Consider the following 24,354-nt stretch of genomic DNA (forward strand, 5'->3'; position numbering starts at 1 on the left):
CGCCGGATGACCAACGCGCCGTTTTGCGGATTAACGGGTTCCGTAAACCACGATGGTTTTACCGTGGGCGGAGATCAGGTTCTGATCTTCCAGCATTTTCAGAATACGGCCCACTGTTTCACGGGAACAACCGACGATCTGACCAATTTCCTGACGGGTAATTTTAATTTGCATGCCGTCCGGGTGGGTCATAGCATCCGGCTGTTTCGCCAGGTTCAACAGCGTTTGTGCGATACGGCCTGTTACGTCCAGGAATGCGAGGTTACCGACTTTCTCCGACGTTACCTGCAGGCGGCGCGCCATTTGCGAGGAGAGACGCATCAGAATGTCCGGGTTAACCTGGATCAACTGACGGAATTTTTTGTAGGAGATTTCGGCCACTTCACATGCGGTCTTAGCGCGTACCCATGCACTGCGCTCTTGACCTTCTTCGAACAGCCCCAGTTCACCGATAAAATCTCCCTGATTCAGGTAGGAGAGGATCATCTCTTTCCCTTCCTCATCCTTGATCAGCACTGCCACTGAGCCTTTAACGATGTAATACAGCGTTTCTGCTTTTTCACCCTGGTGAATCAGCGTGCTCTTCGACGGGTACTTATGAATGTGGCAATGAGACAAGAACCATTCGAGAGTCGGGTCTGTTTGCGGTTTGCCAAGCACCATGCGCGATTATCCTCTGTTATAAGCTGTCTCCAGACACAGGATGTGCACCCTGCTTCTGGGGTTGCAATCTATACACGCTATCATTCGACTTCGTGTCTTCGCTTCCAAAATCCCTGGAAGTGGACCGTCAGCGTCATCTGCGGTCTCTAATGTATGATGTCCTTTGCGTACATGCGTAATGTCAATGTATCTCTGTAGCATCCAGATTGTTTTAGCATAGCTTTTACCGCATGTCTCCTGGTGTCTCGCTTCAGCATGACGCAGGTCGCCTTCCGTTGCGACTTTTGTTATGTACGCGTAATCTGTAAAGAAAATTGCAACTCCGGAGTAAATTAAAATGCAGGCTCGTGTGAAATGGGTGGAAGGGCTAACGTTCCTCGGTGAGTCCGCATCGGGTCACCAAATCCTGATGGACGGCAACTCAGGCGACAAAGCGCCAAGCCCGATGGAAATGGTGCTGATGGCCGCAGGCGGATGCAGCGCGATCGACGTGGTTTCAATCCTGCAAAAAGGGCGTCATAACGTGACGAACTGCGAAGTGAAACTGACGTCGGAACGTCGTGAAGAAGCGCCGCGTCTGTTTACGCATATCAATCTGCACTTTATCGTCACCGGTAGCGATCTGAAAGACGCGGCGGTTTCTCGTGCGGTGGATCTGTCGGCGGAGAAGTACTGCTCTGTGGCATTGATGCTGGAAAAAGCGGTGAACATCACCCATTCCTACGAAGTCATCGAAGCCTGATGGACGATGCCCGGTAGCGTCAGGCGTACCGGGCATAATACGCCGACCGCTATTTGATCTTTTTCCCTTCCATCAGCCGTTGCACCAGCGGCGTCATAATTAGCTCCATCGCCAGCCCCATCTTGCCGCCCGGCACTACCAGCGTGTCCATATGGGAAATAAACGAACCCTGCAACATGGCCAGTAACCACGGGTAATCAATCCCTTCCAGATTACGGAAATGGATCACCACAAAACTCTCATCCAGCGAGGGAATGCCTTTTGCCGCAAACGGGTTTGAGGTATCGACGGTCGGGACGCGCTGGAAGTTAATATGGGTGCGGGAAAATTGCGGGGTGATGAAGTTAATATAGTCTTCCATTGAGCGCACGACGGAATCCATTACCGCTTCACGGGAATGCCCGCGCTCGCTGGTGTCGCGCACCAGCTTTTGGATCCACTCCAGGTTAACAATCGGCACCACACCGACCAGTAAATCCACATAGCGCGACACGTCATGCTGCGGCGTCACAACACCGCCGTGCAACCCTTCGTAAAACAGCACATCCGTGGGTTCAGGCAACGGTTGCCAGGGGGTAAACGTACCCGGCACCTGATTCCACGGCACGGCTTCATCGTAGGTATGGAGATATTTTCGCGCCTGGCCTTTGCCGGTCTGACCATATTCGCTAAAGGTGTGCTCCAGCAGCCCAAAGTCATTCGCTTCCGGGCCAAAGTAGCTGATATGCCGCCCAAGATCGCGGGCTTTACGGATCGCCATATCCATTTCCGGACGGGTATAGCGATGAAAACTGTCGCCTTCCACCTCGGCGGCCTGCATACCAAGCTGGGCGAAGATTTTACGGAAGGCGAGGCTGGTGGTGGTGGTTCCCGCACCGCTGGAACCGGTGACGGCAATAACCGGGTGTTTGGCGGACATAGCAACTCCCTGAATCAACAATTGTTTTCAGTATAGCCAGCCGCCCTGCACCCTGTTAGTCCCGGAACTGCCCGCGCGGCATAATATTTACCGTCTCGTGCAGCTCAGACCACACCAGCACGGCTTCACCGCGTTGCAGTTGCCGTTTAACGTCGGCGACCTTTTGTTCAAGCGAACGTTCATGTTCACCATAATCGGTGCCTTCGCGCAAGACAAAGCTCTCAATGAGATTATCCAGCGTTTCGGTTGCGATATCTTGCCAGGGAATGATCATTTGGACTCCAGATATGCGGACAGCCAGTCCGGAATGCGCGTTTCAAGCCACATTTCCGGGTGGCGTAATGTTCCGCCGACAAAACCGACATGACCCCCGTGTTCGGTCAATTGATACTCAATGTTCGCCGGCAAATGTCCGGCATCCGGGATCACGTTATGATCCATAAACGGATCGTCTTTGGCGTGAATGATCAGCGTCGGTTTGCGAATATCCGGCAGTACCGGCATTGCGCTACAGCGGCGATAGTAGTCCAGCGCGTCGGCAAAGCCGTGGATTTTCGCGGTGATCAGATCGTCAAACTCGCGGATGCGCCGCACTTTGCGCAGTGCCGACAGCGTTAACGGTAGCGAGCCTGGGTAAGCACGTAATTTCCGCGCAGCGTTGGCTTTCAGCAAGTTCAGCAGGTAGCGCTGATAAACGCGGGAGAACCCTTTATCCATGTGGTAGCTGCACGCTTCCAGCACCAGCGGCGCTGACACAATCACCGCCGCATCGACCGGCAGGTTGTCATCGGCTTTTGCCAGCAAGCAGCCGAGCATGTTGCCGCCCAGAGAGTAACCGACTGCCGCCGTCGGCGCTGCACCGAACGTCTCGCGCAGCCAGTGCAAAAACCAGGTGCCGTCTTCGGTTTCACCCGAGTGATAGATGCGGTTGAGACGATTAGGGATGCCGCTACAGCCGCGAAAATGCATCACCACGCCCAGCCAGCCGCGCTGCCTGGCGGCATGAACCAGACCGTGGGCGTAAGGGCTGTGCAGGCTGCCTTCAAGACCATGAAACACCACCAAACGCGGTTTATGCCGCGCCTGATACGGCTCTTCACTCCAGGCGAGATCAACAAAATCGCCATCCGGCAGTTCAAGGCGCTGCCACCACGGCTCAAACTGCAGGCGACGACGTAAAAGACGTGGCAGCATCGTTTGTAGATGCGGATTGCGCGCACCCGGCATCGGATGAAAGTTGTGCGCGTCTCCCTGATTTTCAAGGAAATTTGCCGGTGTAATATCTGCCATCTTAATAAAAAATTTAAGTTAATAGACGGTTATTATACTTGCTAACAATTGGGCTGTTTAATACTTTGCTGCTGTTGTAACGTATTAGCCTTTACAGACAGCCTTATAAAGACTCAAGAAAACCAGCGATTACATAAGATTACCGCTGTCTGCCATTTACCCATTGAGGACGTATTGGATGACGGAAAATACCTCGCTTGACCTCGCAGCACCGCAGCAAGTAAACCAGTCGATGAATGACCTGCCAGGCAGTGAACATTTAACCCCGGCGGATCACGCGCAAATCCAGCATATTGTTGAAGAGATCAATATTAACGACCCGGCGTTTTCGTTGGGCTTCGGCGCAAAAACCATGAACAGCATCTCGCAGTTCTCCGACTCCCTGATGCAGGAAGTGCGGGCAAAAGATGCGGGCATTATCGGTACGCAACTGACCGAGCTGCTGCAAAAAATCAAAGGGGTGGATATCAGCGCCTTTGAGCAAAAACCGGGCTTTCTTGCCTCGCTGCCGCTGCTGGGATCGCTGTTTAACCGCATTGAGCGCACGCTGCTGGAGTACCAGACGCTGTCTCAGCAGGTGGAAAGCATCACCGCAAAGCTGAATGACGCGATGGTTGATCTGCTGCGTAATATTTCGGTGCTTGAGACCCTCTTTGAGCGTAACCGCGAGGTTTTTCAGCAAATTACGCTGCACATTATTGCCGGTAAGCAAAAGCTGGAGCAGATAAAACAGAACGAACTGCCCGCGTTGCAGGCGCAGGCTGCATCGGACCCGATGAATGCGCAGCGCGTGCGCGATCTGCTGGAAGGCATTCAGCGCTTTGAGCGTCGCCTGCATGATTTGATGGTATCGCGCACGATTGCGATGCAGTCCGCCCCGCAAATTCGCCTGATGCAGAGCAACAGCCAGTCACTGGCGGAAAAGATCCAGAGCAGCATTCTTTCCACCATTCCGGTGTGGAAAAGCCAGATAGCGCTGGCCATGTCGCTGCAAACCCAGCGTCAGGCGGCGAAACTGCAAAAAGAGGTGGCGGATACCACCAATGATTTACTGCGCCGCAATGCGGAAATGCTGCAAACCGGCACGCTGGAAACGGCGCGTGAGGTGGAGCGGTCAGTGGTGGATATCGACACACTGCGCGATGTGCAGTCGCGGTTGCTGAGCACCATCGAAGAGTCGGTGAAAATTGCGACTGACGCGCGTCAACGCCGGTCTGAAGTAGAAAAAGAGCTCCTCACAATGGAAAACGATCTGCGTACCCGTCTGGCCTCCATCACCAGCGGAACGGCGGGCCAGCAGTAAGCAGGAAGAGACCATGCTCGAGAAAATCACACACTCGCTGGATGCCTATTACAGCAACCGTTTGAACCGTATCACCGCCCGGATACTGATGTTTGTCGCGGGCTTGTTATATTCCGCCTACTCAGCCCGTTTCGCCACGCAGGTGGATACCGAATTGGGGAAAGATGTGGGGGGACTCGCAGCCTGCTTCGCGGTAGTGAACTGGTTTGGTTTTATTCTGCTGGGCCGCACGCTGTTCTTTGATCGCATTGCGCTGGTTGTGGGGGCGTTGGCCGGCCTTTTCTGGCTTTTTGTGGGAGATGCCATCGCGCTGCCATTTTGGGCGGGAATGATGGCGATGCTCGTGCATCTCTATCGGGGCTGGGGACGGCTTAGCAACATCCATGTGCTGTATGTATTTTTAATGATTATGTCTATATCGATGTACCGGCAGGTCTATGAATACAGTGCGCATCCCGTCTACCTTGCATTCTTCGCGTTGCTCTTTGTCGGCTATCTCCTGTATGCGTGGTCACTGAAGATTGCCGCGCGTAAACGTGAAGTCCAACTGGCGATTCTTGCGGAAGCCGAAAAAGTGCAACAAACAGCCGCCGAAGCGGATCAGTTGCTGGCGCAGCGCATCGCGAGCCTGGAAAAAAAGAGAGGGCTGCCCGCTCCGCTACTGGCTGAACTGGCGCAGATTACTGCGTCAGCGCGCCAGATCCTGCAATGCATGGAAACAGACAAAAGGGATGAAGTGCCGGGGCGGCGCTTTTTAGACCGTTATCTGCCCGGTGTTGAAATGATTGTCACCCAGGGGCAGACCCTTTCGGAACAATTGCTCGACGACCAACAGCGGCAAAAGTCGGTAGAAGAGCAACTGGAGATGATGCGACGCTTAAGAAGCGCGTTTCATCAGCAACACCAGGCGCTGCTGGAAAACGACGCTGATGATCTCAATTCTGAACTCAAAACGCTGGACAAACTTCTTAAAACAGACGGCTATGTGAAGTGATCGGGTATCTGCACCTGCGCAATTGCGGGTGCAGACATTAGCCATCCGCCAGTAAATTGCGCGAAAACAGGTGGATATCCACATCCGGTTTGCGCCGCCACAGCCGCGCTTTTCGCGCCCCGGTCGCCACACTTTCCCCGGTCTCTTCAAACATGCCGGACGCTTCAAAACGGCGGATCAGACTCTTACGCTGGATGGGCTGGCCAAGAATAATCTCGGTCGCCTCCTGGAGTTGCGTCTGCGTGAATGTTTCCGGCAGACAGTAAACCGGCAGCAGCGAGTACATGGTTTTCTGCCGTAGTCGGTGCTGCGCCGCCTGAATAATATCCCGATGATCGAAAGCCAGCTCATACTGGTCCAGTTCGCTGACCGGCACCCATTTGGCATTGCTGACGCTGGCAATGTGCGGTGCGCAAGAAACCCACGAGATCAGGGCAAACCAGGCAACGGTCAGGCTCCAGCCGCGCGGGTCGCGCTGCGGGCCGGAGAAGGTATCCAGTTGTTCAAGCCAGGAGGGAGAGACGCCGGTTTTCTCGGTCAGTTTACGCAGCGCCGTGGCGCGAGTGGAATCGTCCTTCGCCATATCAATAAAACCACCGGGTAACCCCCAGCGGCCTTGTTGCGGCTGGCTGGCGCGCTCAACCAACAACACGCAAAGCACCTGCTGATGCAGGGTAAACAACACACTGTCGACCGTCACCAAAGGTGAAGGAAAACGGCTGGCATCATAAGAGTCCAGATACTCTGCTTCGCTGATCATCGCTTACTCGCTTAATTGCACACGCCCCAAGTTTATCAGCCTGCCGAAGTGCGGCAAGCTAACTTTTAATCTGTTATTTTTCAGCCTGTTATCTTCTTTCTGCATTACACAGACAAAAAATGCTTGCATCAATAGTGTCTTATGGACAATATTAAAAGTGTCCAAGGGACATAATTAAATAAATGTGAGGTGAATGATGGCGAGCAGAATTGCGTTGTTTATGGATAATCAGCAGGTTGATGTTACGCACGGCGTTTTTCCGGATGGTGCAGTATGGCTGAAAGTCACCGGTACGCTGCCATCCTTCGCCCGCGTTATGCGTATCCGTATGGCCGCCATGCGGGATATGAACGATTTTATGCTGCTGGCGCAGTTGGTCGAGGCGGTACGCCATGTTGCAGATATCAACATCAGCCATCTGGAACTGGCCTGGCTGCCATGGGCGCGTCAGGACCGGCATATGGTGGCAGGCGACAGCTTTGCGCTGAAAGTCTTCGCTAACCAGCTGAACACGCTGAATTTCGACAAAGTGTTTATCCTCGATCCGCACAGCGATGCCGCCGCCGCAGCCATTCATCACTGTGTCGCCATTGCTCAGGAAACCTGCCTGTTACAGAGCGAAACGCTGCGCCGCGCCATCCGTCAGGGCGAACTGATGCTGGTGGCGCCGGATGCGGGCGCCCTGAAGAAAATCCACAACGTGGCGAAAGCCAGCGGCGCGCAGACGTACGCCATTCTGACGAAGGCGCGCGATGTGGCGACCGGTAATCTGACCGGGTTTGCGCTGGTCTCTGGCGATGTGGCAGGAAAAGATCTGCTGATTGTTGATGACCTCTGCGATGCAGGCGGCACGTTTATTGGCTCGGCTCAGGTACTGCGCGATGCGGGCGCCTGCAGCGTCAGTCTGTATGTTACGCACGGCGTCTTCTCCAAAGGTGTGGAGAACCTGCTCAACAACGGTATCGACGCCATTTACACCACCACGTCCTACGCCTCGCCTGAGCTTGCTGAGCCGCGGGTTGAACTGATCGACATTGACACCATTTTTCGCGCTTAAGGGAGATAACACCATGAATATCAATCCAATCCTGGCTATCGACGGTTACAAAGTGTCGCACCGCGTGCAGTATCCGCAGGGGACAACGCAGGTGTACTCCAACTTTACCCCGCGCAGCGACCGCTTTTTCCAGTCGCCGGTGGCAGACGGCAAACTGGTGTTCTTTGGTCTGCAGGGGTTCCTGCAATGGTTTATGGTCGATCTGTTTAACGACGGCTTTTTTGCCCGCCCGGAAGAGGAGGTGGTGAACGAATACAAACAGGTGATGGATAGCTATCTCGGCAGGGATGCCGTGGCGGTGGATCACATTCGCGCGCTGCATCGCCTGGGTTATCTGCCATTGCACATTAAGTCGCTGGATGAAGGCAGCAAAGTCCCGATGAAAGTGCCGGTTCTCACCATCACTAACACCCGCGATGAGTTTTTCTGGCTGGTGAACTACCTGGAAACGGTGCTCTCCGCCGAACTGTGGAAAGCCTCCACCAATGCCACCATTGCACACCACTACCGTAAGATTTGTGAACAGTGGGCGGCAAAAACCTGTACGGATTTATCACACCTGGATTTCCAGTGTCATGACTTCTCATTCCGCGGCATGGCGGGCCTGCACGACACCGCGCAGGCCGGAGCAGGGCACCTGCTGAGTTTTAAAGGGACCGACAGCATCCCGTCGCTGCTGTATGCCCGCGATCACTACACCGGTGGCGAAGAGTACTTCATTGGCGCCAGCATTCCGGCCACCGAGCACAGCGTGATGTGTATGGGTGAACACGACCATGAAATCGAAACGTTCCGTCGCCTGATTGCCGATATTTATCCGCAGGGATTTGTGTCGATTGTCTCTGATACCTGGGACTACTGGCGCGTTCTGACGGAATATACCCGCGAGCTGAAACAGATCATTCTTGGTCGCGAAGGTCGTGTAGTGTTCCGTCCGGACAGCGGCGACCCGGTGGATATCCTCTGCGGTACTGGCGCGGATGACGACACCCGTCCCGAACGCAGCCCGGAAGAGAAAGGCTCTGTCGAAGTGCTGTGGGACATTTTTGGCGGCACGATCAACGACAAAGGCTACAAAGTGCTGGATCCGCACGTTGGCCTGATTTATGGCGACTCTATTACTCTGGCACGCGCCAATGAGATCCTGCGCCGTCTGGAGGCTAAAGGGTTTGCCAGTTCGAATGTGGTGTTCGGCGTAGGCTCGTTTACTTATCAGTACAACACTCGTGATACCTTCGGTTTCGCCATGAAAGCCACCTGGGGAGCGGTAAACGGCGAAGGGCGGATGATTTTTAAAGAGCCAAAAACCGATAACGGCCTGAAACGTTCGGCACGTGGGTTATTGCGGGTAGAGCGTGACGCGCAGGGTGAACTGCAACTGCATGACGAGCAGAGCTGGGAGCAGGAGCAAGGCGGTGAACTGAAAACCCGCTTCCTTGATGGCAAGCTCTACCTGTCTGAACACTTCGAACAGATCCGCCAGCGTCTGGCCAGCCAGCGCTAATCTCTTCATGGCGGCGCATTCTGTGCCGCCATAGATCGTTTTCCCGCCGCTGAAACTGATCCACATCACAGATTGTTTCTTTGATTATTACTCTCAGGCTAATGATTTAACGACCTCCTTAATTGATGCCTTTCTCACCAGAGCGCACACTGAGTTCAGTGTTAAGCAAATCAAAATGATGAGCTGAATCAGGAGGTTAATAATGTTATCTGGGCAAACGCCAGCACGGGTATGGAACACGCGGCGCAGCGAGAAACAGCGCCGCCTGGCGTCCGTTCCTGTGCAGGGCAAGGTACTGCCGACCGGCGACCTTGTCGCCATGCTGGAAAAACTGATCGCACCGGGCGACCGTGTGGTACTCGAAGGGAACAACCAGAAGCAGGCGGATTTCCTTTCCCGCTCGCTGGCTGAAGTCAACCCGCAAAAAGTGCACGACCTGCATATGATTATGCCAAGCGTCGGTCGCAGCGAACATCTTGATATCTTTGAGAAAGGCATCGCACGCAAACTCGATTTTTCCTTCTCTGGCACCCAAAGCTTGCGCATTTCGCAACTGCTGGAAGACGGCCTGCTGGAAATCGGCGCGATCCACACTTACATCGAACTTTACTCCCGTCTGTATGTTGACCTGTGCCCGAACGTGGCGCTGATTGCCGGTTACAAAGCGGACCGCAAAGGCAACCTGTACACCGGCCCGAGTACGGAAGATACCCCGGCGCTGGTTGAAGCAGCGGCCTTCCGCGACGGTATCGTCATTGCGCAAGTGAACGAACTGGTGGACGACGAGTGCGATCTGCCGCGTGTGGATATCCCCGGCTCGTGGATTGACTACGTGGTTGTTGCTGACAAACCGTTCTTTATCGAACCGCTGTTCACCCGTGACCCGCGTCTGATTAAACAAGAACACATCCTGATGGCGATGATGGCGATTAAAGGCATCTACGCGGAGCATCAGGTGCAGTCGCTGAACCACGGTATCGGTTTTAACACTGCGGCTATCGAACTGCTGCTGCCGACCTACGGCGAACAGCTCGGCCTGAAAGGCAAAATCTGTAAACACTGGACGCTGAACCCGCATCCGACGCTGATCCCGGCAATTGAAAGCGGCTGGGTGGAAAGCGTGCACTGCTTTGGTGGTGAGCTGGGGATGGAAGAGTACATCCGTGCCCGTCCGGACGTGTTCTTCACCGGTGCTGACGGCTCCATGCGTTCCAACCGTGCGTTCTGCCAGTTAGCAGGCCAGTACGCGGTGGATATGTTTATCGGTTCCACCTTACAGATCGATGGCCTGGCAAACTCCTCCACCGTCACGCGTGGTCGTCTGTCCGGTTTTGGCGGCGCGCCGAACATGGGGCATGACCCGCATGGTCGTCGCCACGCTACCCCGGCATGGCTGAACATGATTACCGAACCTGACCCGATGCAGCGCGGTAAAAAACTGGTGGTGCAGATGGTGGAAACCTTCCAGGCAGGCGCGAAACCGTCCTTTGTCGAGAAACTCGATGCCGTGGACGTGGCGAAATCCTCCGGTATGCCGCTGGCACCGGTAATGATTTATGGCGATGACGTGACCCATGTGCTGACCGAAGAGGGGATTGCTTACCTCTACCGTGCCGACAGTATGGAAGAGCGCCGCGCAATGGTTGCTGCGGTTGCCGGTATTACCGACATCGGTCTGGGTGTGGATGCAAAACGCGTCGCTGCGTTGCGCCAGAGCGGCAAAGTGGTGTACCCGGAAGATATGGGCATTCGCCGCACTGATGCGACCCGCTCGTTGCTGGCTGCCAGCAGCGTGGCTGACCTGGTGGAATGGTCCGGCGGTCTTTACAACCCACCTGCGAAATTCCGGAGCTGGTAATGAAACTTCTGCCACAGATTGCGGCTGAGGGCGGTGCCTTTCGTCTGGCGCACACCGCCACACAATGTCTGATTGACGAAGCACGTTTAAGCCCGAAACCCGGTCTGGTGGACAGTCGGGGGAACGGCGCGCACCACGATTTAACGCTCGAACTGATGGAGCGTTCCGCGCACAGCCTGACCCCTACGTTTCAGGCGCTGGCGCAACAAAGCTGGTTGCAACCGGCAAACGTTGCGCTCAGACAAACCATAGGGCGACTCGGTCGGGAAGGCGAGCAGCAGATGATGGCCGCCACCGACGGCGTGAATACCCATCGCGGTGCGATTTGGGCGCTGGGCTTGTTGGTCAGCGCGGTGGCGATGTGCGGCGGCGAAGGGTCGGCGCAGGCGATTGCCAACATTGCTGCCCAACTGGCGACACTGCCGGATGACGCTGCGCCGAAGGTCTTTAGTAAAGGGCTTCGCGCCACGCACCGCTACCGGGTTCCCGGTGCGCGTGAAGAAGCACAGCAGGCGTTTCCGCACATCATGAGGCTGGCGCTGCCGCAGCTCCACCTCAGCCGCCAGCGCGGCAGCAGCGAAACCCACGCAAGGCTGGATGCGCTGATGGCCATCATGACCTCACTCAGCGACACCTGTGTGTTATCGCGCGCGGGTCTCGAAGGGCTGGAGGCGATGCGCCACGGTGCGCGTGCGGTACTGCGTGCGGGTGGGGTTGCGCATCCTGACGGGCAGCAGCGGCTGGCCGAACTGGACAGGCAAATGCTGGCATTAAACGCGTCGCCGGGCGGTGCGGCAGATTTACTCGCCGCCACGCTGTTTCTCGATCGCATTACCACGCCTTATTTAGCGAATTAAGAGGAAGTTATGGAACACATTACGATAACCGTGCCTGCGGGCCGCGCCTTACGCGGTAAAGCGCTGGCAGGCGTTGTGGGCTCCGGGGATATGGAGGTGTTATTCACCGCCGACCAGGGGCAAACACTGACAATTGATATCACCACCTCCGTGGATAACAGCCGTGGACGCTGGGAAGCCCTGTTCAACCGCCTCGGTCTGGTCAGCACGCTGCCTGCCGGCAAGCTGGTGATTCACGATTTCGGCGCGACGCCCGGTGTGGCGCGTATCCGTATCGAACAGGTTTTCGAAGAGGTGAGCTATGCGTGACGATCGCAGTTTTATCGAACTCAAAGCGCGTCAGCGCGCACATGCACTGCTGGATGAAGGCAGCTACCGCGAATTGCTGGATCCGTTCGACGGCATCATCTCCCCGTGGTTAGGGCCGCAGGGCATCGTGCCGCAGGCGGATGACGGTATGGTGGTCGCTAAAGGCACCATCAATGGTCAGCCTGCGGTGGTGGTAGCCATCGAAGGCGCTTTCCAGGGCGGCAGTATGGGCGAAGTTTCCGGCGCAAAAATGGCGGCGGCGCTGGAGCTGGCGGCAGAAGATAACCGCAACGGCATCCCGACGCAGGCGGTGTTGTGCCTGGAAACCGGCGGCGTGCGTTTGCAGGAAGCCAACCTCGGCCTGGCGGCGATTGCCGATATCCATGCCGCGATTGTCGATCTGCGCCGTTACACCCCGGTGGTCGGCATTGTTGCCGGGACCGTTGGCTGCTTTGGTGGGATGTCCATCGCGGCGGCGCTGTGCAGCTACCTGATTGTGACCCGTGAAGCGCGCCTGGGTCTGAACGGCCCGCAGGTTATCGAGCAGGAAGCCGGGATCGAAGAGTATGACTCCCGCGACCGTCCGTTTATCTGGAGCATGACCGGTGGCGAAGTGCGCTATCACAGTGGGCTGGTGGATGCGCTGGTCGGCGACGGCATTAATGCGGTGAAAACGGCAATGAACGCGGCGATCGCCAAAGGCGTGCCGGCGCAACATCGCACCGATAAATACGATGACTATCTGCAACGTCTGAGCCAGTTCGACACCCGCAAACAAGCGGATGCAGAGCAGATCAGCGCGTTGTTTGCCGGGGAGGGTAAAGCATGAGTACGACAATGAGCCGCGGCGCATTATGGCTGGAAAAACTGGCGCCTAACGCCCAACGCCTGAGCGGGCTGTGCCCGTCAGTGCAGGCCGCAGATGGCGACGTTAACGGCGAAGCGGTGCGTTTTATCGCCGTGGTGCCGGATGCCAACAACCATTACCCACGAGCGGCAAAAGGGGAAGTCGGTCTGCTGGAAGGCTGGACGCTGGCAAAAGCTGTCAGCGAAACCGTGGCTGCCGATGCCAACAGCAGCGTGAAACGCCCGATCATCGCGGTGATTGATGTGCCGAGCCAGGCCTATGGCCGTCGCGAAGAAGCGTTTGGTATTCACCAGGCGTTAGCCGGTGCGGCCGCGGCTTACGCCAATGCGCGTCTGGCGGGTCACCCGGTGATCGGCTTGATCGTCGGTAAAGCGATGTCCGGTGCATTTCTGGCGCACGGCTACCAGGCTAACCGCCTGATTGCGTTCAACGACGCCGGTGTACTGATCCACGCGATGGGCAAAGAGTCGGCGGCGCGCATTACGCTGCGTACCGTTGAGGCGCTGGAAAAACTGGCTGCCACTATCCCACCGATGGCATATGACATCAGTAACTACGCAACGCTGGGGCTGCTGGCGGATCTGCTGAATATCAGCAATCCGGATGCGCCTTCTGCAAGCGATCTGGCGCAGGTGACCACCACGCTGCAACAGGCCATTAAAGACGCTCGTCAGGACACCTCGTTGAAAAACCGTCTGGGTGCTGACAACCGCCGTAGCTCCGCTCTTGTGCGCGAACGCATGAAAGCGAGCTGGTAAGTAAAAAGAAACCTGCCAGATAGCAACGCATGGGCGCGAACCCGCGCTCATGCGCTACTGAAAATAATAACCATCGCGCTAGTGCTATTTCTTTTCCTTTTAAAGGCTTACAGGTGATTTTCTATGACTTATGTAATTGTTCATGCCCTCGCACCGATCTTTGTCATCATGCTGCTGGGTTTCTGGGCGGCAAAGGCCAAAATGGTCGACAACAAAAACGTTTCCCTGCTCAATATCTTTGTAATGGACTTCGCCCTGCCGGCTGCGCTGTTTAGCGCCACCGTACAGACACCGTGGACCGGGATTATCGCCCAGTCACCCCTGATTGTGGTGCTGGTGCTCTCCATGTGGATCACCTATGCCGCCATCTATTTCCTGGCGACGTCTGTTTTCAAAAAATCGCCGCAGGATGCCGCTGTTCTGACGCTGACCGTCGCACTGCCGAACTATGCGGCGCTGGGCCTGCCGATCCTCGGTAGCGTACTGGGCGAAGGCTCTTCCACCTCGTTGTCCGTGGCGGTTTCCATCGCTTGTGGTTCCGTACTAATGACCCCGTTCTGCCTGCTGATCCTTGAGCGCGAAAAAGCCCGTGCGGCGGGTGGCGATACCGGTTCCACGCTGGCGATGCTGCCGGTGCTGATGTGGCGCTCGGTGAAAAAACCGATTGTTTGGGGACCGTTGTTGGGTGTGGTGCTTTCCGCTATCGGTATCAAGATGCCGGAACTGGTGCTGGCTTCCATTAAACCGCTGGGCCTGTCTGCTACCGCTGCGGCGCTGTTCCTGACCGGGGTTATCCTGTCTGCGCGCAAACTGGCAATTAACACCATGGTTATCTCTGCAACCATCACGAAACTGCTGATCCAACCCGCCATTGCCTGGGGGATTGTGCTGGTATTCGGTCTGCATGGTTCTGTGGCTATTACCGCTATCCTGATGATTGCACTGGCGGCTGGCTTCTTCGGCGTGGTATTCGGTAACCGCTTTGGCGTGCAATCGCCGGATGCTGAAGCCGTACTGCTGCTGAGCTCCGTTCTGTGTATCCTGTCGCTGCCGCTGTTTATCTCGCTGACTTCAGGAATGTAACCATGACCGTAACATTACGCCCGCACGATCTGCTTTGGCTTTCCGCGCCTGACGCGCTGGAAGGGGTAAGCGAACCCTGGGTCGCTGAGATCTGGCATGCCGGGTTACCGGTTGTTGTGCGGCGTGATGTTGATGCAAGTGGACGAATTCCCGTTGGCGTGCGCGGCGTGCGCCGTGATCAGCGCGCGGCTGGATGGGTGAGGCCGGAACGGGTTAACCGTGTGGTCTCACCCGAACAGCTTATCGCGCCGCAGGAACTGCTGCGTTCGCCGTTTATCTCTCAGCCGCCGGTACAGCTGGCGCTGCAACTGGCGCAGCTAAACTGGCCCTGGATATGGGGTGTTACCGGCAGTACCGCCTATGCGCTGGCGACCGGGATTCCAGTTATTCACGCGACCAGCGATCTCGACCTGTTGATCCGCGCGCCGCAGCCGCTTGCTCAGGCTGAGCTGCAACGCTGGCAGCAGCACATCAGCGGTGGTTTGTGCCGGGCAGATACGCAAGTGGACACGCCAAATGGCGGCTTTGCACTGGCAGAGTGGCTACGCGATGGGCGGGTGATGCTGAAAACGAACCACGGGCCGCGTCTGGTGAGCGACCCCTGGCGCAGGGAGGAGTAATGAAAATTCTGTTCACTTTCCCGGGGCAGGGGACACAGCGTCCCGGTATGTTACAGGCGCTTCCGGGAAACGAAATAAACGAAGCCCGCGCGGTGCTCGGGGCAGAAGTTGATACCCTGGATACGCCGGAAGCATTAAAACATACGCGCGCAGTGCAACTGGCGCTATTGATTGCCGGAGTGGCCTGGGCGCGCGAGTTGCAGCGTCGTGGCGTGCAGGCGGATATCACCAGCGGGTTGTCGATTGGCGCTTACCCGGCGGCGGTGATTGCTGGCGCACTCGATTTTCGCGATGCGTTGCGACTGGTGGCGCTGCGTGGTGATTTGATGGAGCAGGCCTATCCGCAGGGATACGGGCTGACGGCCATTATGGGACTGACGCTCCCCCAGGTGGAAACGCTGGTGGCAGACAGCGGGGCGTATATCGCCAATCTCAATGCCGAAACACAGATTGTGATTGCCGGGAGCGATGAGGCGATGGCGCAGGTGGCGCAGCGTGCGCTGGCAAAAGGGGCCAGCAAAGCGCAACGGTTGGCGGTGAGCGTACCCTCGCACTGTGCATTGCTGGACGCACCGGCTAAAAAACTGGCGCAGGCCTTTGCTGACGTCACGTTGTCCCGACCACAATGCGCCTATTTAAGCGGCAGTACCGGGCGCGTGCTATGGCAGCCGGAGAAAATTGCCGACGATTTGGCGTGGAATATGGCGCGCACTGTGCGCTGGCAGGAAGCGGTGATTGCCGCTAACGAACGCGACGCCAGACTGGCTATCGAAATGCCGCCGGGCGGTATTTTGACCTGTCTGACCCGACAGGCGGCGTGGAACGGCGAAAGCCTTTCGCTGGAGCGTAGCGGTGTGGATGTGGTGTTGCACCTGGCGAAGCGGCTCAGCGCGTGAGGTATTTTGCCCCTGGCCGGATGGCGACGCGAGGCGTTTTCGCGGGCAAAAAATCAGGCGTTATCCTGTAAACTGCGGGCGTACATCCGGCCTTCCGCGGCGAGCGCCAGCAGGTTGGGATCGTGCTCGCGGTTACGGGCGAAGACAATGGCGATTAACTGCTGCATTTGATACGGCTCCGCCAGGCGCAATAGTTGCACCGAACTTTCATAGACCTTTTTCATTCTTCCCGGCATCAGCGAAAAGCCCACGCCCGCCTGCACCAGGCTGAGCATCGAGAAAATGTCATTAACGCGGGTGACGATTTCCGGTTCAAACCCGGCAATATGAAACGCTTCCTGAAACCCGGCGTAGGTGGCGAAACCTTCCGCCAGCGAGACAAATTTCTGCGTGCGGTAATCCCGCAGATCGGCGAGGGTATCGGTTTTCAGCGTGGCGCTGGCCGGAGCGGCAAGGAAGATATCGTCATGGAACAGCGGCAACACTTCAAGGCTGCTGTGGTCGATCTCGCTTTCGGAAATGGAGATCAGAATCGCATCCAGTGTTCCCTCTGCCAGCATGTGCAGCAGGGTGTCGTTCGAGCCCATGGTTAAATCCATTTCCAGCTCGGGGCGGCGTAACTTCATGCCCATAATCAGTCGCGGTACGGTTTCCAGCGTCAGCGAATAGAGGGTGCCGACGCGTAATCTGCCCTGGCCGACGCCGGCGGTTTTGCGCGCTTCGTCCAGACCGCGCTCCATCAGTTGCGTCACTTCCTGGCAATACTCCAGCAGTGTCCAGGCGGCGGGCAGCGGTATCAGATTACGGCCTTTATGGACAAACAGCGGGCAGCGGACATTCTCTTCCAGCGTGTGCAGCGCACGATGCACGCTGACACCGCTAAGATTGAGGGCTTCGGCGGCGCGGGCGATATTTCCCTTGTCCATAAAGGCCATGAAAATACCCAGCTTGCGAAACGTAATGTCGTTGGTGATATCCAGATTCATAAGCCCTCTCGCCGCCTGACTGGCGCGTTAGTCCCCTTGCAGCATCGCTTCCAGTTGCTCGTGTGCGTCCAGCCACGCCATTTCACACTCTTCCAGTCCGGATTTCGCTGCGGCCTGCTGTTGCAGGCAGTCGGTCAGCTCCGCTTTGCGGCTCTGATCGTACAACCCGCTGTCGCCCAGCTTCTCTTCTGCCTGCGCCAGTTGTGCGTTCAGCTTTTCCATCTCTTTTTCCAGACGGGCGATCTCTTTACGTAGCGGCTGCGTTTGCGTGCGCAGCTCTGCTTCACGGCGTTTTTGATCTTTACGCGCCTGTGCGCTGTTGCCACTCTCTTTAGCCACAGCATCCGCTGGCTGACTCTCCTGCTTTTGGACGTCGCTCAGCCACTGCTGATAATCTTCCAGATCCCCTTCGAATGGCTCGACTTTGCCGTCGTGCACCAAATAGAGATCGTCGGTGGTGGAACGGATAAGGTGGCGATCGTGCGACACGACAACCAGCGCGCCTTCAAACTCAATCAGCGCTTCGGTCAGCGCCTGGCGCATGTCCAGGTCAAGGTGGTTAGTCGGTTCATCAAGCAGCAACAGGTTTGGACGCTGCCAGACGATCAGCGCCAGCACCAGCCGCGCTTTTTCACCGCCGGAGAAACGTTCGGTTATTTCCGTGACTTTGTCGCCCTGGAAACCGAAACCGCCGAGATAATCACGCAGTTTTTGCTCCAGCTCCTGTGGGGCGAGACGGGCCAGATGCTGTAAGGGGGATTCGTCGGCGCGTAAGAATTCCAGCTGGTGCTGGGCGAAATAACCCAGCTTAATGCCCTTTGCCAGGCCGATTTCACCATTCTGCGCCGCCAGTTCCCCGGCCAGCAGTTTGATAAAGGTGGATTTACCGGCGCCGTTACGCCCCAGCAGACCAATACGGGAGCCCGGCACCAGGTTGATCTTGATGGCGTTAAGGATGGTGCGATCGCCATACCCTGCGCTGACTTTTTCCATCTTCAGTAAGGGGTTGGGCAGGCTTTCCGGGGCGCGGAAGCTGAAATGGAACGGGTTGTCCACGTGCGCCGGGGCAATCAGCTCCATGCGTTCAAGCATTTTGATGCGGCTCTGTGCCTGTTTCGCTTTGCTGGCTTTGGCCTTAAAGCGGTCAATAAAGCTTTGCAGATGAGCAACGCGTTGCTGCTGGCTCTCGTAAGTGGCCTGCTGCTGAGCCAGACGCGTGGCGCGCTGACGTTCGAATGAGCTGTAGTTGCCGGTATATTCGAACAGGCTTTGCTGCTCGATATGCAGAATTTTGTCCACCACCGGATCGAGGAAGTCACGGTCGTGGGAAATCAGAATCAGCGTTCCCTGGTAGCTTTTCAGCCACTTTTCCAGCCAGATCACGGCGTCGAGATCCAGGTGGTTAGTCGGTTCGTCGAGCAACAGGAGATCGGAGCGGCAAATCAGCGCCTGCGCAAGGTTTAAGCGCATGCGCCAGCCGCCGGAGAAGTCGCTGACCGGGCGTTCAAGCTGTTCGTTAGAAAAGCCCAGACCGTGCAGCAGGCTGGAAGCGCGTGAACGGATGGTCCAGGCATCAATCGCATCCAGTTTGCCGTGCACGAGGGCGATGGCATGACCGTCGTTGCGCTCGTTGGCAGCGTTGAGTTGTGCCTCAAGCTGGCGGTATTCCCGATCGCCGTCTATCACATAATCGATAGCCGCTTCGTTGAGTGCCGGGGTTTCCTGGTTTACCCACGCCAGTTGCCAGTTTCCCGGAAAGGTCACGTTGCCGCCGTCGGCACCAATCTCGTTTTTCAACAGCGACAGCAGCGTGGATTTACCGCAGCCATTTTTACCCACCAGACCGACTTTCTGGCCTGGATTGATGGTGGCCGTGGCGTTGTCCAGCAGGACACGCACACCGCGACGAATTTGTAACGAGGAGAAAACAATCATAAGGCGCCGTATGTTCAGACTATGTTAATTTGTCATTATGATAATGTAAGGTTACGGCCAAATGCCGTACCGGGGCCGCAATGGTAGCCCAAAATGAAGATGATAGACAAAATCATTCTGGCAGCGCCCGCGGGTAGCCAGCCGGAAGCGTAACAGGTACGACGCCCGGGAGGGGAAGAGATGTCACAGACAGCGAAAGTGTTGCTGCTGTATGCCCATCCGGAATCTCAGGACTCGGTGGCGAACCGGGTTTTGCTTAAACCGGCAATGCAGATGCAAAACGTGACGGTGCATGATTTATATGCCCGTTATCCCGACTTTTTTATTGATATTCCTTATGAACAGGCGTTACTGCGTGAGCATGACGTTATCGTGTTCCAGCACCCGCTTTATACCTACAGTTGCCCGGCGCTGCTCAAAGAGTGGCTGGACCGCGTTTTGAGCCGTGGGTTTGCCAGTGGTACTGGCGGGAATCAACTGGCGGGAAAGTACTGGCGTAGCGTCATCACCACCGGCGAGCCGGAGACGGCTTATCGTCACGATGGTCTTAACGGATATCCCATGAGCGATATTTTGCGCCCCTTCGAGCTGACCGCCGCCATGTGCCGCATGCACTGGCTTAGCCCGATCATTATCTACTGGGCGCGCAGGCAACCCCCGCAGGAACTGGCGAATCACGCTAAAGCTTACGCTGAGTGGCTGGCATCGCCGTTGCCGGATGGAGGTCGTTAATGGAAGGGTCCGATCTGTTACTGGCAGGGGTGTTGTTTCTGTTTGCGGCGGTGGTTGCCGTACCGTTAGCCTCCCGTTTGGGCATTGGCGCGGTGCTTGGGTATTTGCTGGCGGGAATCGCTATTGGCCCGTGGGGTTTGGGGTTCATCAGCGATGTGGATGAAATCCTGCATTTTTCCGAGCTGGGCGTGGTGTTCCTGATGTTTATCATCGGCCTGGAACTGAATCCGGCAAAACTGTGGGAGTTGCGGCGGTCGATCTTTGGCGTGGGCGCGGTGCAGGTATTGCTGAGTGCGGCGATCCTCGCCGGTTTATTGATGCTGACGCAGTTTTCCTGGCAGGCGGCGGTGATTGGCGGCATTGGCCTGGCGATGTCATCTACCGCAATGGCGCTGCAACTGATGCGCGACAAGGGGATGAATCGCAGCGAGTCCGGGCAACTGGGTTTTTCGGTGCTGCTGTTTCAGGATTTGGCCGTGATCCCCGCGCTGGCACTGGTGCCACTGCTGGCGGGGAATGGGGATGAGCATCTCGACTGGATGAAGGTTGGCCTGAAGGTGCTGGCTTTCGCGGGCATGTTGATTGGCGGTCGTTATCTGTTGCGACCGGTGTTCCGCTTCATTGCCGGTTCCGGCGTGCGGGAAGTGTTTACCGCCGCGACACTGCTACTGGTGCTTGGTTCAGCACTGTTTATGGATGCGCTGGGGCTGTCTATGGCGCTCGGTACGTTTATCGCCGGGGTTTTACTGGCGGAAAGCGAATACCGGCACGAGCTGGAAATTGCCATTGAGCCGTTTAAAGGGCTGTTGCTGGGGTTGTTCTTTATCTCTGTTGGCATGGCGCTGAATCTGGGCGTGCTCTATACCCACCTGTTGTGGGTCGTGCTGAGCGTGGCGGTACTGGTAGCGGTGAAAACGCTGGTGTTGTACGGACTGGCGCGCCTGTATGGCCTGCGCAGTTCAGAACGGATGCAGTTTGCGGGGGTGCTCAGCCAGGGGGGGGAATTTGCGTTTGTGCTTTTCTCTTCTGCCTCTTCCCAGCATCTGTTCCAGCATGACCAGATGGCGCTGTTGCTGGTGACCGTCACCCTGTCGATGATGACCACACCTTTGCTGATGCGCGGCATTGATAACGTCCTCTCCCGGCGTTTTAACACCCCGGAAGAGGAAGACGAAGCACCGTGGGTGGAAGACGATAAACCGCAGGTCATTGTGGTGGGTTTTGGGCGTTTTGGCCAGGTGATTGGTCGCCTGTTAATGGCCAATAAAATGCGTATTACCGTGCTGGAGCGGGATATCAGCGCCGTCAACCTGATGCGCAAATACGGTTATAAGGTTTACTACGGCGATGCGACGCAAGTGGAGCTGTTGCGCTCAGCAGGGGCGGAGGCGGCGAAATCCATCGTGATTACCTGTAACGATCCGCTGGATACTATGAAGCTGGTGGAAATATGCCAGCAGCATTTCCCGCACCTGACCATTCTTGCGCGGGCGAGAGGGCGTGTGGAAGCCCATGAGTTGTTACAGGCCGGGGTTACGCAGTTTTCCCGCGAGACCTTTTCCAGTGCGCTGGAGTTGGGGCGTAAGTCGCTTATCTCGCTGGGGATGCATCCGCACCAGGCTCAACGCGCGCAGCTCCATTTTAAGCGCCTGGATATGCGCATGTTGCGTGAATTGATGCCGGTGCATACCGACACGGTGCAAATTTCCCGCGTGCGCGAAGCGCGGCGCGAGCTGGAAGAGATTTTTCAGCGTGAAATGCAGCAAGAGCGTCGCCAGTTGGATGGCTGGGACGAGTTTGAATAAGGGGAATTCGAATGGCTGTTCGTAAACGTTTTATTGCCGGTGCTATCTGCCCGGCGTGCCAGTCGAAGGATTCGATGGCAATGTGGCGTGAAAATAATGTCGATATTGTTGAATGCGTTAAGTGCGGGCATCAGATGCGCGAAGCCGATAAGGACGTTAAAGAGCATGTACGCAAAGATGAGCAAGTGATCGGGATTTTTCATCCGGACTAGCGATATCAGGCAGGTTTTTTTAAGCTAAAGGGTACACGGGTGCAGAATTCCGCTACAATCTGCGCCAGTAATTTTCCCACGCTCAGGAGATATCATGAAAGTAGCAAAAGACCTGGTGGTCAGCCTGGCCTATCAGGTACGTACAGAAGACGGTGTATTGGTTGATGAGTCTCCGGTGAGTGCGCCGCTGGACTACCTGCACGGTCACGGTTCCCTGATCTCTGGTCTGGAAAACGCGCTGGACGGTCACGCAGTCGGCGACAAATTCGATGTGGCTGTTGGCGCGAACGACGCTTACGGTCAGTACGACGAAAACCTGGTGCAGCGCGTACCGAAAGACGTCTTTATGGGCGTTGACGAGCTGCAGGTGGGTATGCGTTTCCTGGCAGAAACCGACCAGGGTCCGGTGCCGGTAGAAATTACCGAAGTGGAAGACGACCACGTTGTGGTTGACGGCAACCACATGCTGGCAGGCCAGAACCTGAAGTTCAACGTGGAAGTTGTCGCTATCCGCGAAGCAACCGAAGAAGAGCTGGCTCATGGCCATGTTCACGGTGCGCACGGTCATGACCATGACCACGACCACGATCACGATGGTTGCTGCGGCGGTCACGGCCACGATCACGATCATGACCACGGTAAAGGTGGTTGCGGTGGTCACGGCGGTTGCGGCTGCCACTAATACGCGTTGTCTTTCGCACTGTCGGTGCGTTGATTGCGTAATAAAAAAGCGGGGAAACCCGCTTTTTTTACGCCTCAATAATGGGGCGGAGGCGTCTCTTCTGACGGTGAGGCCATATGGGAAGGCTGGCTGGCTTTCAGCTTTTCAGCCATCAAACGGAGGTGCTCGCGCAGCTTCGCCATTTCCAGTTCATGCGCGATGACCGTCTGGTTCAGCTCTTCAATGGTCATCTCCTGAAAGGCCAACCGGCTTTCCAGTTCCGCCAGTCGGGCTTCTATCGTTAACTCTTGCATTCTTTACCTCTGGATTGCGTCTGACCCGGTTTTCATTAAACGGGCGGATTTTACTGAACTTTGCCGTGCGATACAGCATCAGCGCAGAAAAGCAGAAACTTATTTAAACAAAAATAGTCAGAAAACAGGTGAATTCGGTGGGTGTCCTTATGTTGATTTCCCGCGCAACGCTTTATAGTACGTTCCTTACTTTCTTATGTTTAACCCTGGGGCGAGATGCCCCGGCCCCTGGAGAAATGGATGAAATCACTGTTTAAAGTCACGCTGCTGGCGACCACCATGGCCGTAGCACTTCATGCACCGATTTCTTTCGCTGCGGATGCCGCAAAGAAAGAGACTGCAGCAGCAGCTGACAGCAAAGCGGCATTTAAAAATGACGACCAGAAATCCGCCTATGCGCTCGGCGCGTCACTGGGCCGCTACATGGAAAACTCCCTGAAAGAGCAGGAAAAACTGGGCATCAAACTGGATAAAGCTCAGCTGATCGCCGGTGTTCAGGATGCGTTTGCCGATAAGAGCAAACTGAGCGACCAGGAAATTGAACAGACTCTGCAAGCGTTTGAAACCCGCGTGAAGAGCGCCGCTCAGGAACGCATGGAAAAAGACGCGGCTGATAACGAAGCCAAAGGCAAAGCCTTCCGCGACACCTTTGCGAAAGAGAAAGGTGTGAAAACGTCTGATACCGGTCTGCTGTACAAAGTTGAGAAAGACGGTACTGGCGATGCGCCGAAAGACAGCGATACCGTGGTGGTGAACTACAAAGGAACGCTGATCGACGGTAAAGAGTTCGACAACTCCTACACCCGCGGCGAACCGCTCTCCTTCCGTCTGGATGGCGTTATCCCGGGCTGGACCGAAGGCCTGAAAAACATCAAGAAAGGCGGCAAGATCAAGCTGGTTATCCCGCCGGCTCTGGCCTATGGCAAAACGGGCGTTCCGGGGATCCCGGCTAACTCTACGCTGGTCTTTGATGTAGAACTGCTGGACATTAAAGCGGCGCCGAAAGCTGACGCCGCCGCGCCAGAAGCAGCACCGGCGGCAGGCGATAAAGCCGCTGACCCGAAAGCCGCAGACGCCAGTAAGAAGTAATACCGCGAAAAAAGCGCCGCCTTCGGGCGGCGTTTTTTTTGACCCCCATTCAGGATGCAGCCAACAAACAGGTAGCTTGACGGATAAAGTGTATATAATTCTGGAAAGCTTAACCTACGATGTATTAATTTAGATCCCC

Annotated in this window: 26 protein-coding genes; 18 read left to right on the plus strand and 8 right to left on the minus strand. The window is 56.2% G+C overall.

Annotation, left to right across the window (positions count from 1 at the left end; translation table 11 throughout):
• Nucleotides 1-30: 30 nt before the first annotated feature.
• On the minus strand, nucleotides 31-663 hold the full coding sequence (gene crp, locus N7922_RS02090) for a cAMP-activated global transcriptional regulator CRP (RefSeq protein ID WP_000242758.1): 633 nt from the start codon (nucleotides 661-663) through the stop codon (nucleotides 31-33).
• Nucleotides 664-1,000: 337 nt separating this feature from the next.
• Here crp and N7922_RS02095 point away from each other — a divergent pair, with 337 nt between their 5' ends.
• Nucleotides 1,001-1,405, plus strand: a complete 405-nt coding sequence (locus N7922_RS02095; RefSeq protein ID WP_263099061.1) for an OsmC family protein — start codon at nucleotides 1,001-1,003, stop codon at nucleotides 1,403-1,405.
• A gap of 49 nt (nucleotides 1,406-1,454) precedes the next feature.
• Here the strand turns inward: N7922_RS02095 and N7922_RS02100 are convergent, their stop codons facing one another.
• Genes N7922_RS02100 through N7922_RS02110 form a run of 3 tightly spaced genes read right to left on the minus strand, consistent with a single transcriptional unit; the run spans nucleotide 1,455 to nucleotide 3,614 of the window.
• Entirely contained in the window at nucleotides 1,455-2,324 is an 870-nt protein-coding gene (locus N7922_RS02100) for a phosphoribulokinase (protein WP_263099062.1), read from the minus strand.
• A gap of 55 nt (nucleotides 2,325-2,379) precedes the next feature.
• Entirely contained in the window at nucleotides 2,380-2,598 is a 219-nt protein-coding gene (locus tag N7922_RS02105) for a YheU family protein (protein WP_061492895.1), read from the minus strand.
• Nucleotides 2,595-3,614, minus strand: coding sequence for a hydrolase (locus N7922_RS02110; RefSeq protein ID WP_263099063.1), 1,020 nt, complete (start codon nucleotides 3,612-3,614; stop codon nucleotides 2,595-2,597). Before N7922_RS02110 ends, N7922_RS02105 begins: the two co-directional genes overlap by 4 nt.
• A gap of 178 nt (nucleotides 3,615-3,792) precedes the next feature.
• On the opposite strand from N7922_RS02110, the gene N7922_RS02115 reads away from it, so the two are divergent.
• On the plus strand, nucleotides 3,793-4,917 hold the full coding sequence (locus N7922_RS02115) for a toxic anion resistance protein (protein WP_263099064.1): 1,125 nt from the start codon (nucleotides 3,793-3,795) through the stop codon (nucleotides 4,915-4,917).
• A 13-nt stretch (nucleotides 4,918-4,930) separates the two neighbouring features.
• A complete protein-coding gene (locus tag N7922_RS02120; protein ID WP_263099065.1) occupies nucleotides 4,931-5,911 on the plus strand; it encodes a 5-bromo-4-chloroindolyl phosphate hydrolysis family protein in 981 nt (326 codons plus the stop codon).
• A 37-nt stretch (nucleotides 5,912-5,948) separates the two neighbouring features.
• Here N7922_RS02120 and N7922_RS02125 read toward each other — a convergent pair whose 3' ends face one another.
• The gene (locus N7922_RS02125; RefSeq protein ID WP_263099066.1) at nucleotides 5,949-6,671 is read right to left on the minus strand and encodes an NUDIX hydrolase; all 723 of its coding nucleotides are present in this window, start codon (nucleotides 6,669-6,671) and stop codon (nucleotides 5,949-5,951) included.
• A 196-nt stretch (nucleotides 6,672-6,867) separates the two neighbouring features.
• On the opposite strand from N7922_RS02125, the gene prs reads away from it, so the two are divergent.
• The 10 genes from prs (at nucleotide 6,868) to mdcH (ending at nucleotide 16,481) form a co-directional block, all read left to right on the plus strand.
• Nucleotides 6,868-7,728 (plus strand): ribose-phosphate diphosphokinase, encoded by an 861-nt coding sequence (gene prs / locus N7922_RS02130; protein WP_263100821.1) that lies wholly within the window; start codon nucleotides 6,868-6,870, stop codon nucleotides 7,726-7,728.
• 13 nt (nucleotides 7,729-7,741) lie between these two features.
• Nucleotides 7,742-9,232: a nicotinate phosphoribosyltransferase gene (locus tag N7922_RS02135; RefSeq protein WP_263099067.1), complete on the plus strand. Its 1,491-nt coding sequence runs from the start codon at nucleotides 7,742-7,744 to the stop codon at nucleotides 9,230-9,232.
• Nucleotides 9,233-9,434: 202 nt separating this feature from the next.
• Entirely contained in the window at nucleotides 9,435-11,090 is a 1,656-nt protein-coding gene (mdcA, locus tag N7922_RS02140; RefSeq protein WP_263099068.1) for a malonate decarboxylase subunit alpha, read from the plus strand.
• A complete protein-coding gene (locus N7922_RS02145; RefSeq protein WP_263099069.1) occupies nucleotides 11,090-11,947 on the plus strand; it encodes a triphosphoribosyl-dephospho-CoA synthase in 858 nt (285 codons plus the stop codon). The genes mdcA and N7922_RS02145 overlap by 1 nt, the downstream gene beginning before the upstream one ends.
• A 9-nt stretch (nucleotides 11,948-11,956) precedes the next feature.
• The gene (gene mdcC / locus N7922_RS02150; protein ID WP_263099070.1) at nucleotides 11,957-12,256 is read left to right on the plus strand and encodes a malonate decarboxylase acyl carrier protein; all 300 of its coding nucleotides are present in this window, start codon (nucleotides 11,957-11,959) and stop codon (nucleotides 12,254-12,256) included.
• The gene (locus N7922_RS02155; protein ID WP_263099071.1) at nucleotides 12,249-13,085 is read left to right on the plus strand and encodes a biotin-independent malonate decarboxylase subunit beta; all 837 of its coding nucleotides are present in this window, start codon (nucleotides 12,249-12,251) and stop codon (nucleotides 13,083-13,085) included. The genes mdcC and N7922_RS02155 overlap by 8 nt, the downstream gene beginning before the upstream one ends.
• Nucleotides 13,082-13,882, plus strand: a complete 801-nt coding sequence (gene mdcE, locus N7922_RS02160) for a biotin-independent malonate decarboxylase subunit gamma (RefSeq protein ID WP_263099072.1) — start codon at nucleotides 13,082-13,084, stop codon at nucleotides 13,880-13,882. Before N7922_RS02155 ends, mdcE begins: the two co-directional genes overlap by 4 nt.
• 123 nt (nucleotides 13,883-14,005) lie before the next feature.
• A complete protein-coding gene (locus N7922_RS02165) occupies nucleotides 14,006-14,965 on the plus strand; it encodes an AEC family transporter (protein ID WP_263099073.1) in 960 nt (319 codons plus the stop codon).
• A gap of 2 nt (nucleotides 14,966-14,967) precedes the next feature.
• Complete coding sequence (locus N7922_RS02170) at nucleotides 14,968-15,585, plus strand: malonate decarboxylase holo-ACP synthase (protein WP_263099074.1); 618 nt, start codon at nucleotides 14,968-14,970, stop codon at nucleotides 15,583-15,585.
• Nucleotides 15,585-16,481 (plus strand): malonate decarboxylase subunit epsilon, encoded by an 897-nt coding sequence (mdcH, locus tag N7922_RS02175; RefSeq protein ID WP_263099075.1) that lies wholly within the window; start codon nucleotides 15,585-15,587, stop codon nucleotides 16,479-16,481. Before N7922_RS02170 ends, mdcH begins: the two co-directional genes overlap by 1 nt.
• Nucleotides 16,482-16,534: 53 nt before the next feature.
• On the opposite strand, the gene N7922_RS02180 is transcribed toward mdcH, so the two are convergent.
• Together N7922_RS02180 and N7922_RS02185 are read right to left on the minus strand one after the other, a co-directional pair.
• Entirely contained in the window at nucleotides 16,535-17,467 is a 933-nt protein-coding gene (locus N7922_RS02180; RefSeq protein ID WP_263099076.1) for a LysR family transcriptional regulator, read from the minus strand.
• A 27-nt stretch (nucleotides 17,468-17,494) separates the two neighbouring features.
• Complete coding sequence (locus tag N7922_RS02185; RefSeq protein WP_263099077.1) at nucleotides 17,495-19,402, minus strand: ABC transporter ATP-binding protein; 1,908 nt, start codon at nucleotides 19,400-19,402, stop codon at nucleotides 17,495-17,497.
• A gap of 180 nt (nucleotides 19,403-19,582) precedes the next feature.
• On the opposite strand from N7922_RS02185, the gene kefG reads away from it, so the two are divergent.
• The 4 genes from kefG to slyD all read left to right on the plus strand — a co-directional run bounded on the left by kefG (nucleotide 19,583) and on the right by slyD (nucleotide 22,833).
• Entirely contained in the window at nucleotides 19,583-20,134 is a 552-nt protein-coding gene (kefG, locus tag N7922_RS02190; protein ID WP_263099078.1) for a glutathione-regulated potassium-efflux system ancillary protein KefG, read from the plus strand.
• Nucleotides 20,134-21,939 carry a glutathione-regulated potassium-efflux system protein KefB gene (gene kefB, locus N7922_RS02195; protein ID WP_263099079.1) on the plus strand — a complete coding sequence of 602 codons (1,806 nt, stop codon included), beginning with the start codon at nucleotides 20,134-20,136 and terminating at the stop codon, nucleotides 21,937-21,939. Before kefG ends, kefB begins: the two co-directional genes overlap by 1 nt.
• A gap of 11 nt (nucleotides 21,940-21,950) precedes the next feature.
• Nucleotides 21,951-22,151 carry a YheV family putative zinc ribbon protein gene (locus tag N7922_RS02200; protein ID WP_263099080.1) on the plus strand — a complete coding sequence of 67 codons (201 nt, stop codon included), beginning with the start codon at nucleotides 21,951-21,953 and terminating at the stop codon, nucleotides 22,149-22,151.
• 94 nt (nucleotides 22,152-22,245) lie between these two features.
• Nucleotides 22,246-22,833: a peptidylprolyl isomerase gene (gene slyD / locus N7922_RS02205; protein ID WP_263099081.1), complete on the plus strand. Its 588-nt coding sequence runs from the start codon at nucleotides 22,246-22,248 to the stop codon at nucleotides 22,831-22,833.
• Nucleotides 22,834-22,907: 74 nt separating this feature from the next.
• Here the strand turns inward: slyD and N7922_RS02210 are convergent, their stop codons facing one another.
• A complete protein-coding gene (locus N7922_RS02210; RefSeq protein ID WP_061492915.1) occupies nucleotides 22,908-23,126 on the minus strand; it encodes a protein SlyX in 219 nt (72 codons plus the stop codon).
• Between the two features lie 240 nt (nucleotides 23,127-23,366).
• Here N7922_RS02210 and fkpA point away from each other — a divergent pair, with 240 nt between their 5' ends.
• Nucleotides 23,367-24,215: an FKBP-type peptidyl-prolyl cis-trans isomerase gene (gene fkpA, locus N7922_RS02215; RefSeq protein WP_061492916.1), complete on the plus strand. Its 849-nt coding sequence runs from the start codon at nucleotides 23,367-23,369 to the stop codon at nucleotides 24,213-24,215.
• Nucleotides 24,216-24,354 lie beyond the last annotated feature (139 nt).

Source organism: Kosakonia sp. ML.JS2a (genome assembly GCF_025642095.1).
GTDB lineage: Bacteria > Pseudomonadota > Gammaproteobacteria > Enterobacterales > Enterobacteriaceae.

Bases quoted from the DNA above. Each gene is read 5' to 3' on its own strand.
- prs (WP_263100821.1), top strand. From the start codon at position 6,868: ATGGCGAGCAGAATTGCGTTGTTTATGGATAATCAGCAGGTTGATGTT.
- N7922_RS02115 (WP_263099064.1), top strand. From the start codon at position 3,793: ATGACGGAAAATACCTCGCTTGACCTCGCAGCACCGCAGCAAGTAAAC.
- N7922_RS02100 (WP_263099062.1), bottom strand. From the start codon at position 2,324: ATGTCCGCCAAACACCCGGTTATTGCCGTCACCGGTTCCAGCGGTGCG.
- N7922_RS02110 (WP_263099063.1), bottom strand. From the start codon at position 3,614: ATGGCAGATATTACACCGGCAAATTTCCTTGAAAATCAGGGAGACGCG.
- kefG (WP_263099078.1), top strand. From the start codon at position 19,583: ATGTCACAGACAGCGAAAGTGTTGCTGCTGTATGCCCATCCGGAATCT.
- N7922_RS02170 (WP_263099074.1), top strand. From the start codon at position 14,968: ATGACCGTAACATTACGCCCGCACGATCTGCTTTGGCTTTCCGCGCCT.
- mdcC (WP_263099070.1), top strand. From the start codon at position 11,957: ATGGAACACATTACGATAACCGTGCCTGCGGGCCGCGCCTTACGCGGT.
- N7922_RS02180 (WP_263099076.1), bottom strand. From the start codon at position 17,467: ATGAATCTGGATATCACCAACGACATTACGTTTCGCAAGCTGGGTATT.
- N7922_RS02120 (WP_263099065.1), top strand. From the start codon at position 4,931: ATGCTCGAGAAAATCACACACTCGCTGGATGCCTATTACAGCAACCGT.
- mdcH (WP_263099075.1), top strand. From the start codon at position 15,585: ATGAAAATTCTGTTCACTTTCCCGGGGCAGGGGACACAGCGTCCCGGT.
- slyD (WP_263099081.1), top strand. From the start codon at position 22,246: ATGAAAGTAGCAAAAGACCTGGTGGTCAGCCTGGCCTATCAGGTACGT.
- mdcA (WP_263099068.1), top strand. From the start codon at position 9,435: ATGTTATCTGGGCAAACGCCAGCACGGGTATGGAACACGCGGCGCAGC.
- N7922_RS02125 (WP_263099066.1), bottom strand. From the start codon at position 6,671: ATGATCAGCGAAGCAGAGTATCTGGACTCTTATGATGCCAGCCGTTTT.
- crp (WP_000242758.1), bottom strand. From the start codon at position 663: ATGGTGCTTGGCAAACCGCAAACAGACCCGACTCTCGAATGGTTCTTG.
- N7922_RS02105 (WP_061492895.1), bottom strand. From the start codon at position 2,598: ATGATCATTCCCTGGCAAGATATCGCAACCGAAACGCTGGATAATCTC.
- fkpA (WP_061492916.1), top strand. From the start codon at position 23,367: ATGAAATCACTGTTTAAAGTCACGCTGCTGGCGACCACCATGGCCGTA.
- kefB (WP_263099079.1), top strand. From the start codon at position 20,134: ATGGAAGGGTCCGATCTGTTACTGGCAGGGGTGTTGTTTCTGTTTGCG.
- N7922_RS02145 (WP_263099069.1), top strand. From the start codon at position 11,090: ATGAAACTTCTGCCACAGATTGCGGCTGAGGGCGGTGCCTTTCGTCTG.
- N7922_RS02135 (WP_263099067.1), top strand. From the start codon at position 7,742: ATGAATATCAATCCAATCCTGGCTATCGACGGTTACAAAGTGTCGCAC.
- N7922_RS02165 (WP_263099073.1), top strand. From the start codon at position 14,006: ATGACTTATGTAATTGTTCATGCCCTCGCACCGATCTTTGTCATCATG.
- mdcE (WP_263099072.1), top strand. From the start codon at position 13,082: ATGAGTACGACAATGAGCCGCGGCGCATTATGGCTGGAAAAACTGGCG.
- N7922_RS02200 (WP_263099080.1), top strand. From the start codon at position 21,951: ATGGCTGTTCGTAAACGTTTTATTGCCGGTGCTATCTGCCCGGCGTGC.
- N7922_RS02210 (WP_061492915.1), bottom strand. From the start codon at position 23,126: ATGCAAGAGTTAACGATAGAAGCCCGACTGGCGGAACTGGAAAGCCGG.
- N7922_RS02155 (WP_263099071.1), top strand. From the start codon at position 12,249: ATGCGTGACGATCGCAGTTTTATCGAACTCAAAGCGCGTCAGCGCGCA.
- N7922_RS02095 (WP_263099061.1), top strand. From the start codon at position 1,001: ATGCAGGCTCGTGTGAAATGGGTGGAAGGGCTAACGTTCCTCGGTGAG.
- N7922_RS02185 (WP_263099077.1), bottom strand. From the start codon at position 19,402: ATGATTGTTTTCTCCTCGTTACAAATTCGTCGCGGTGTGCGTGTCCTG.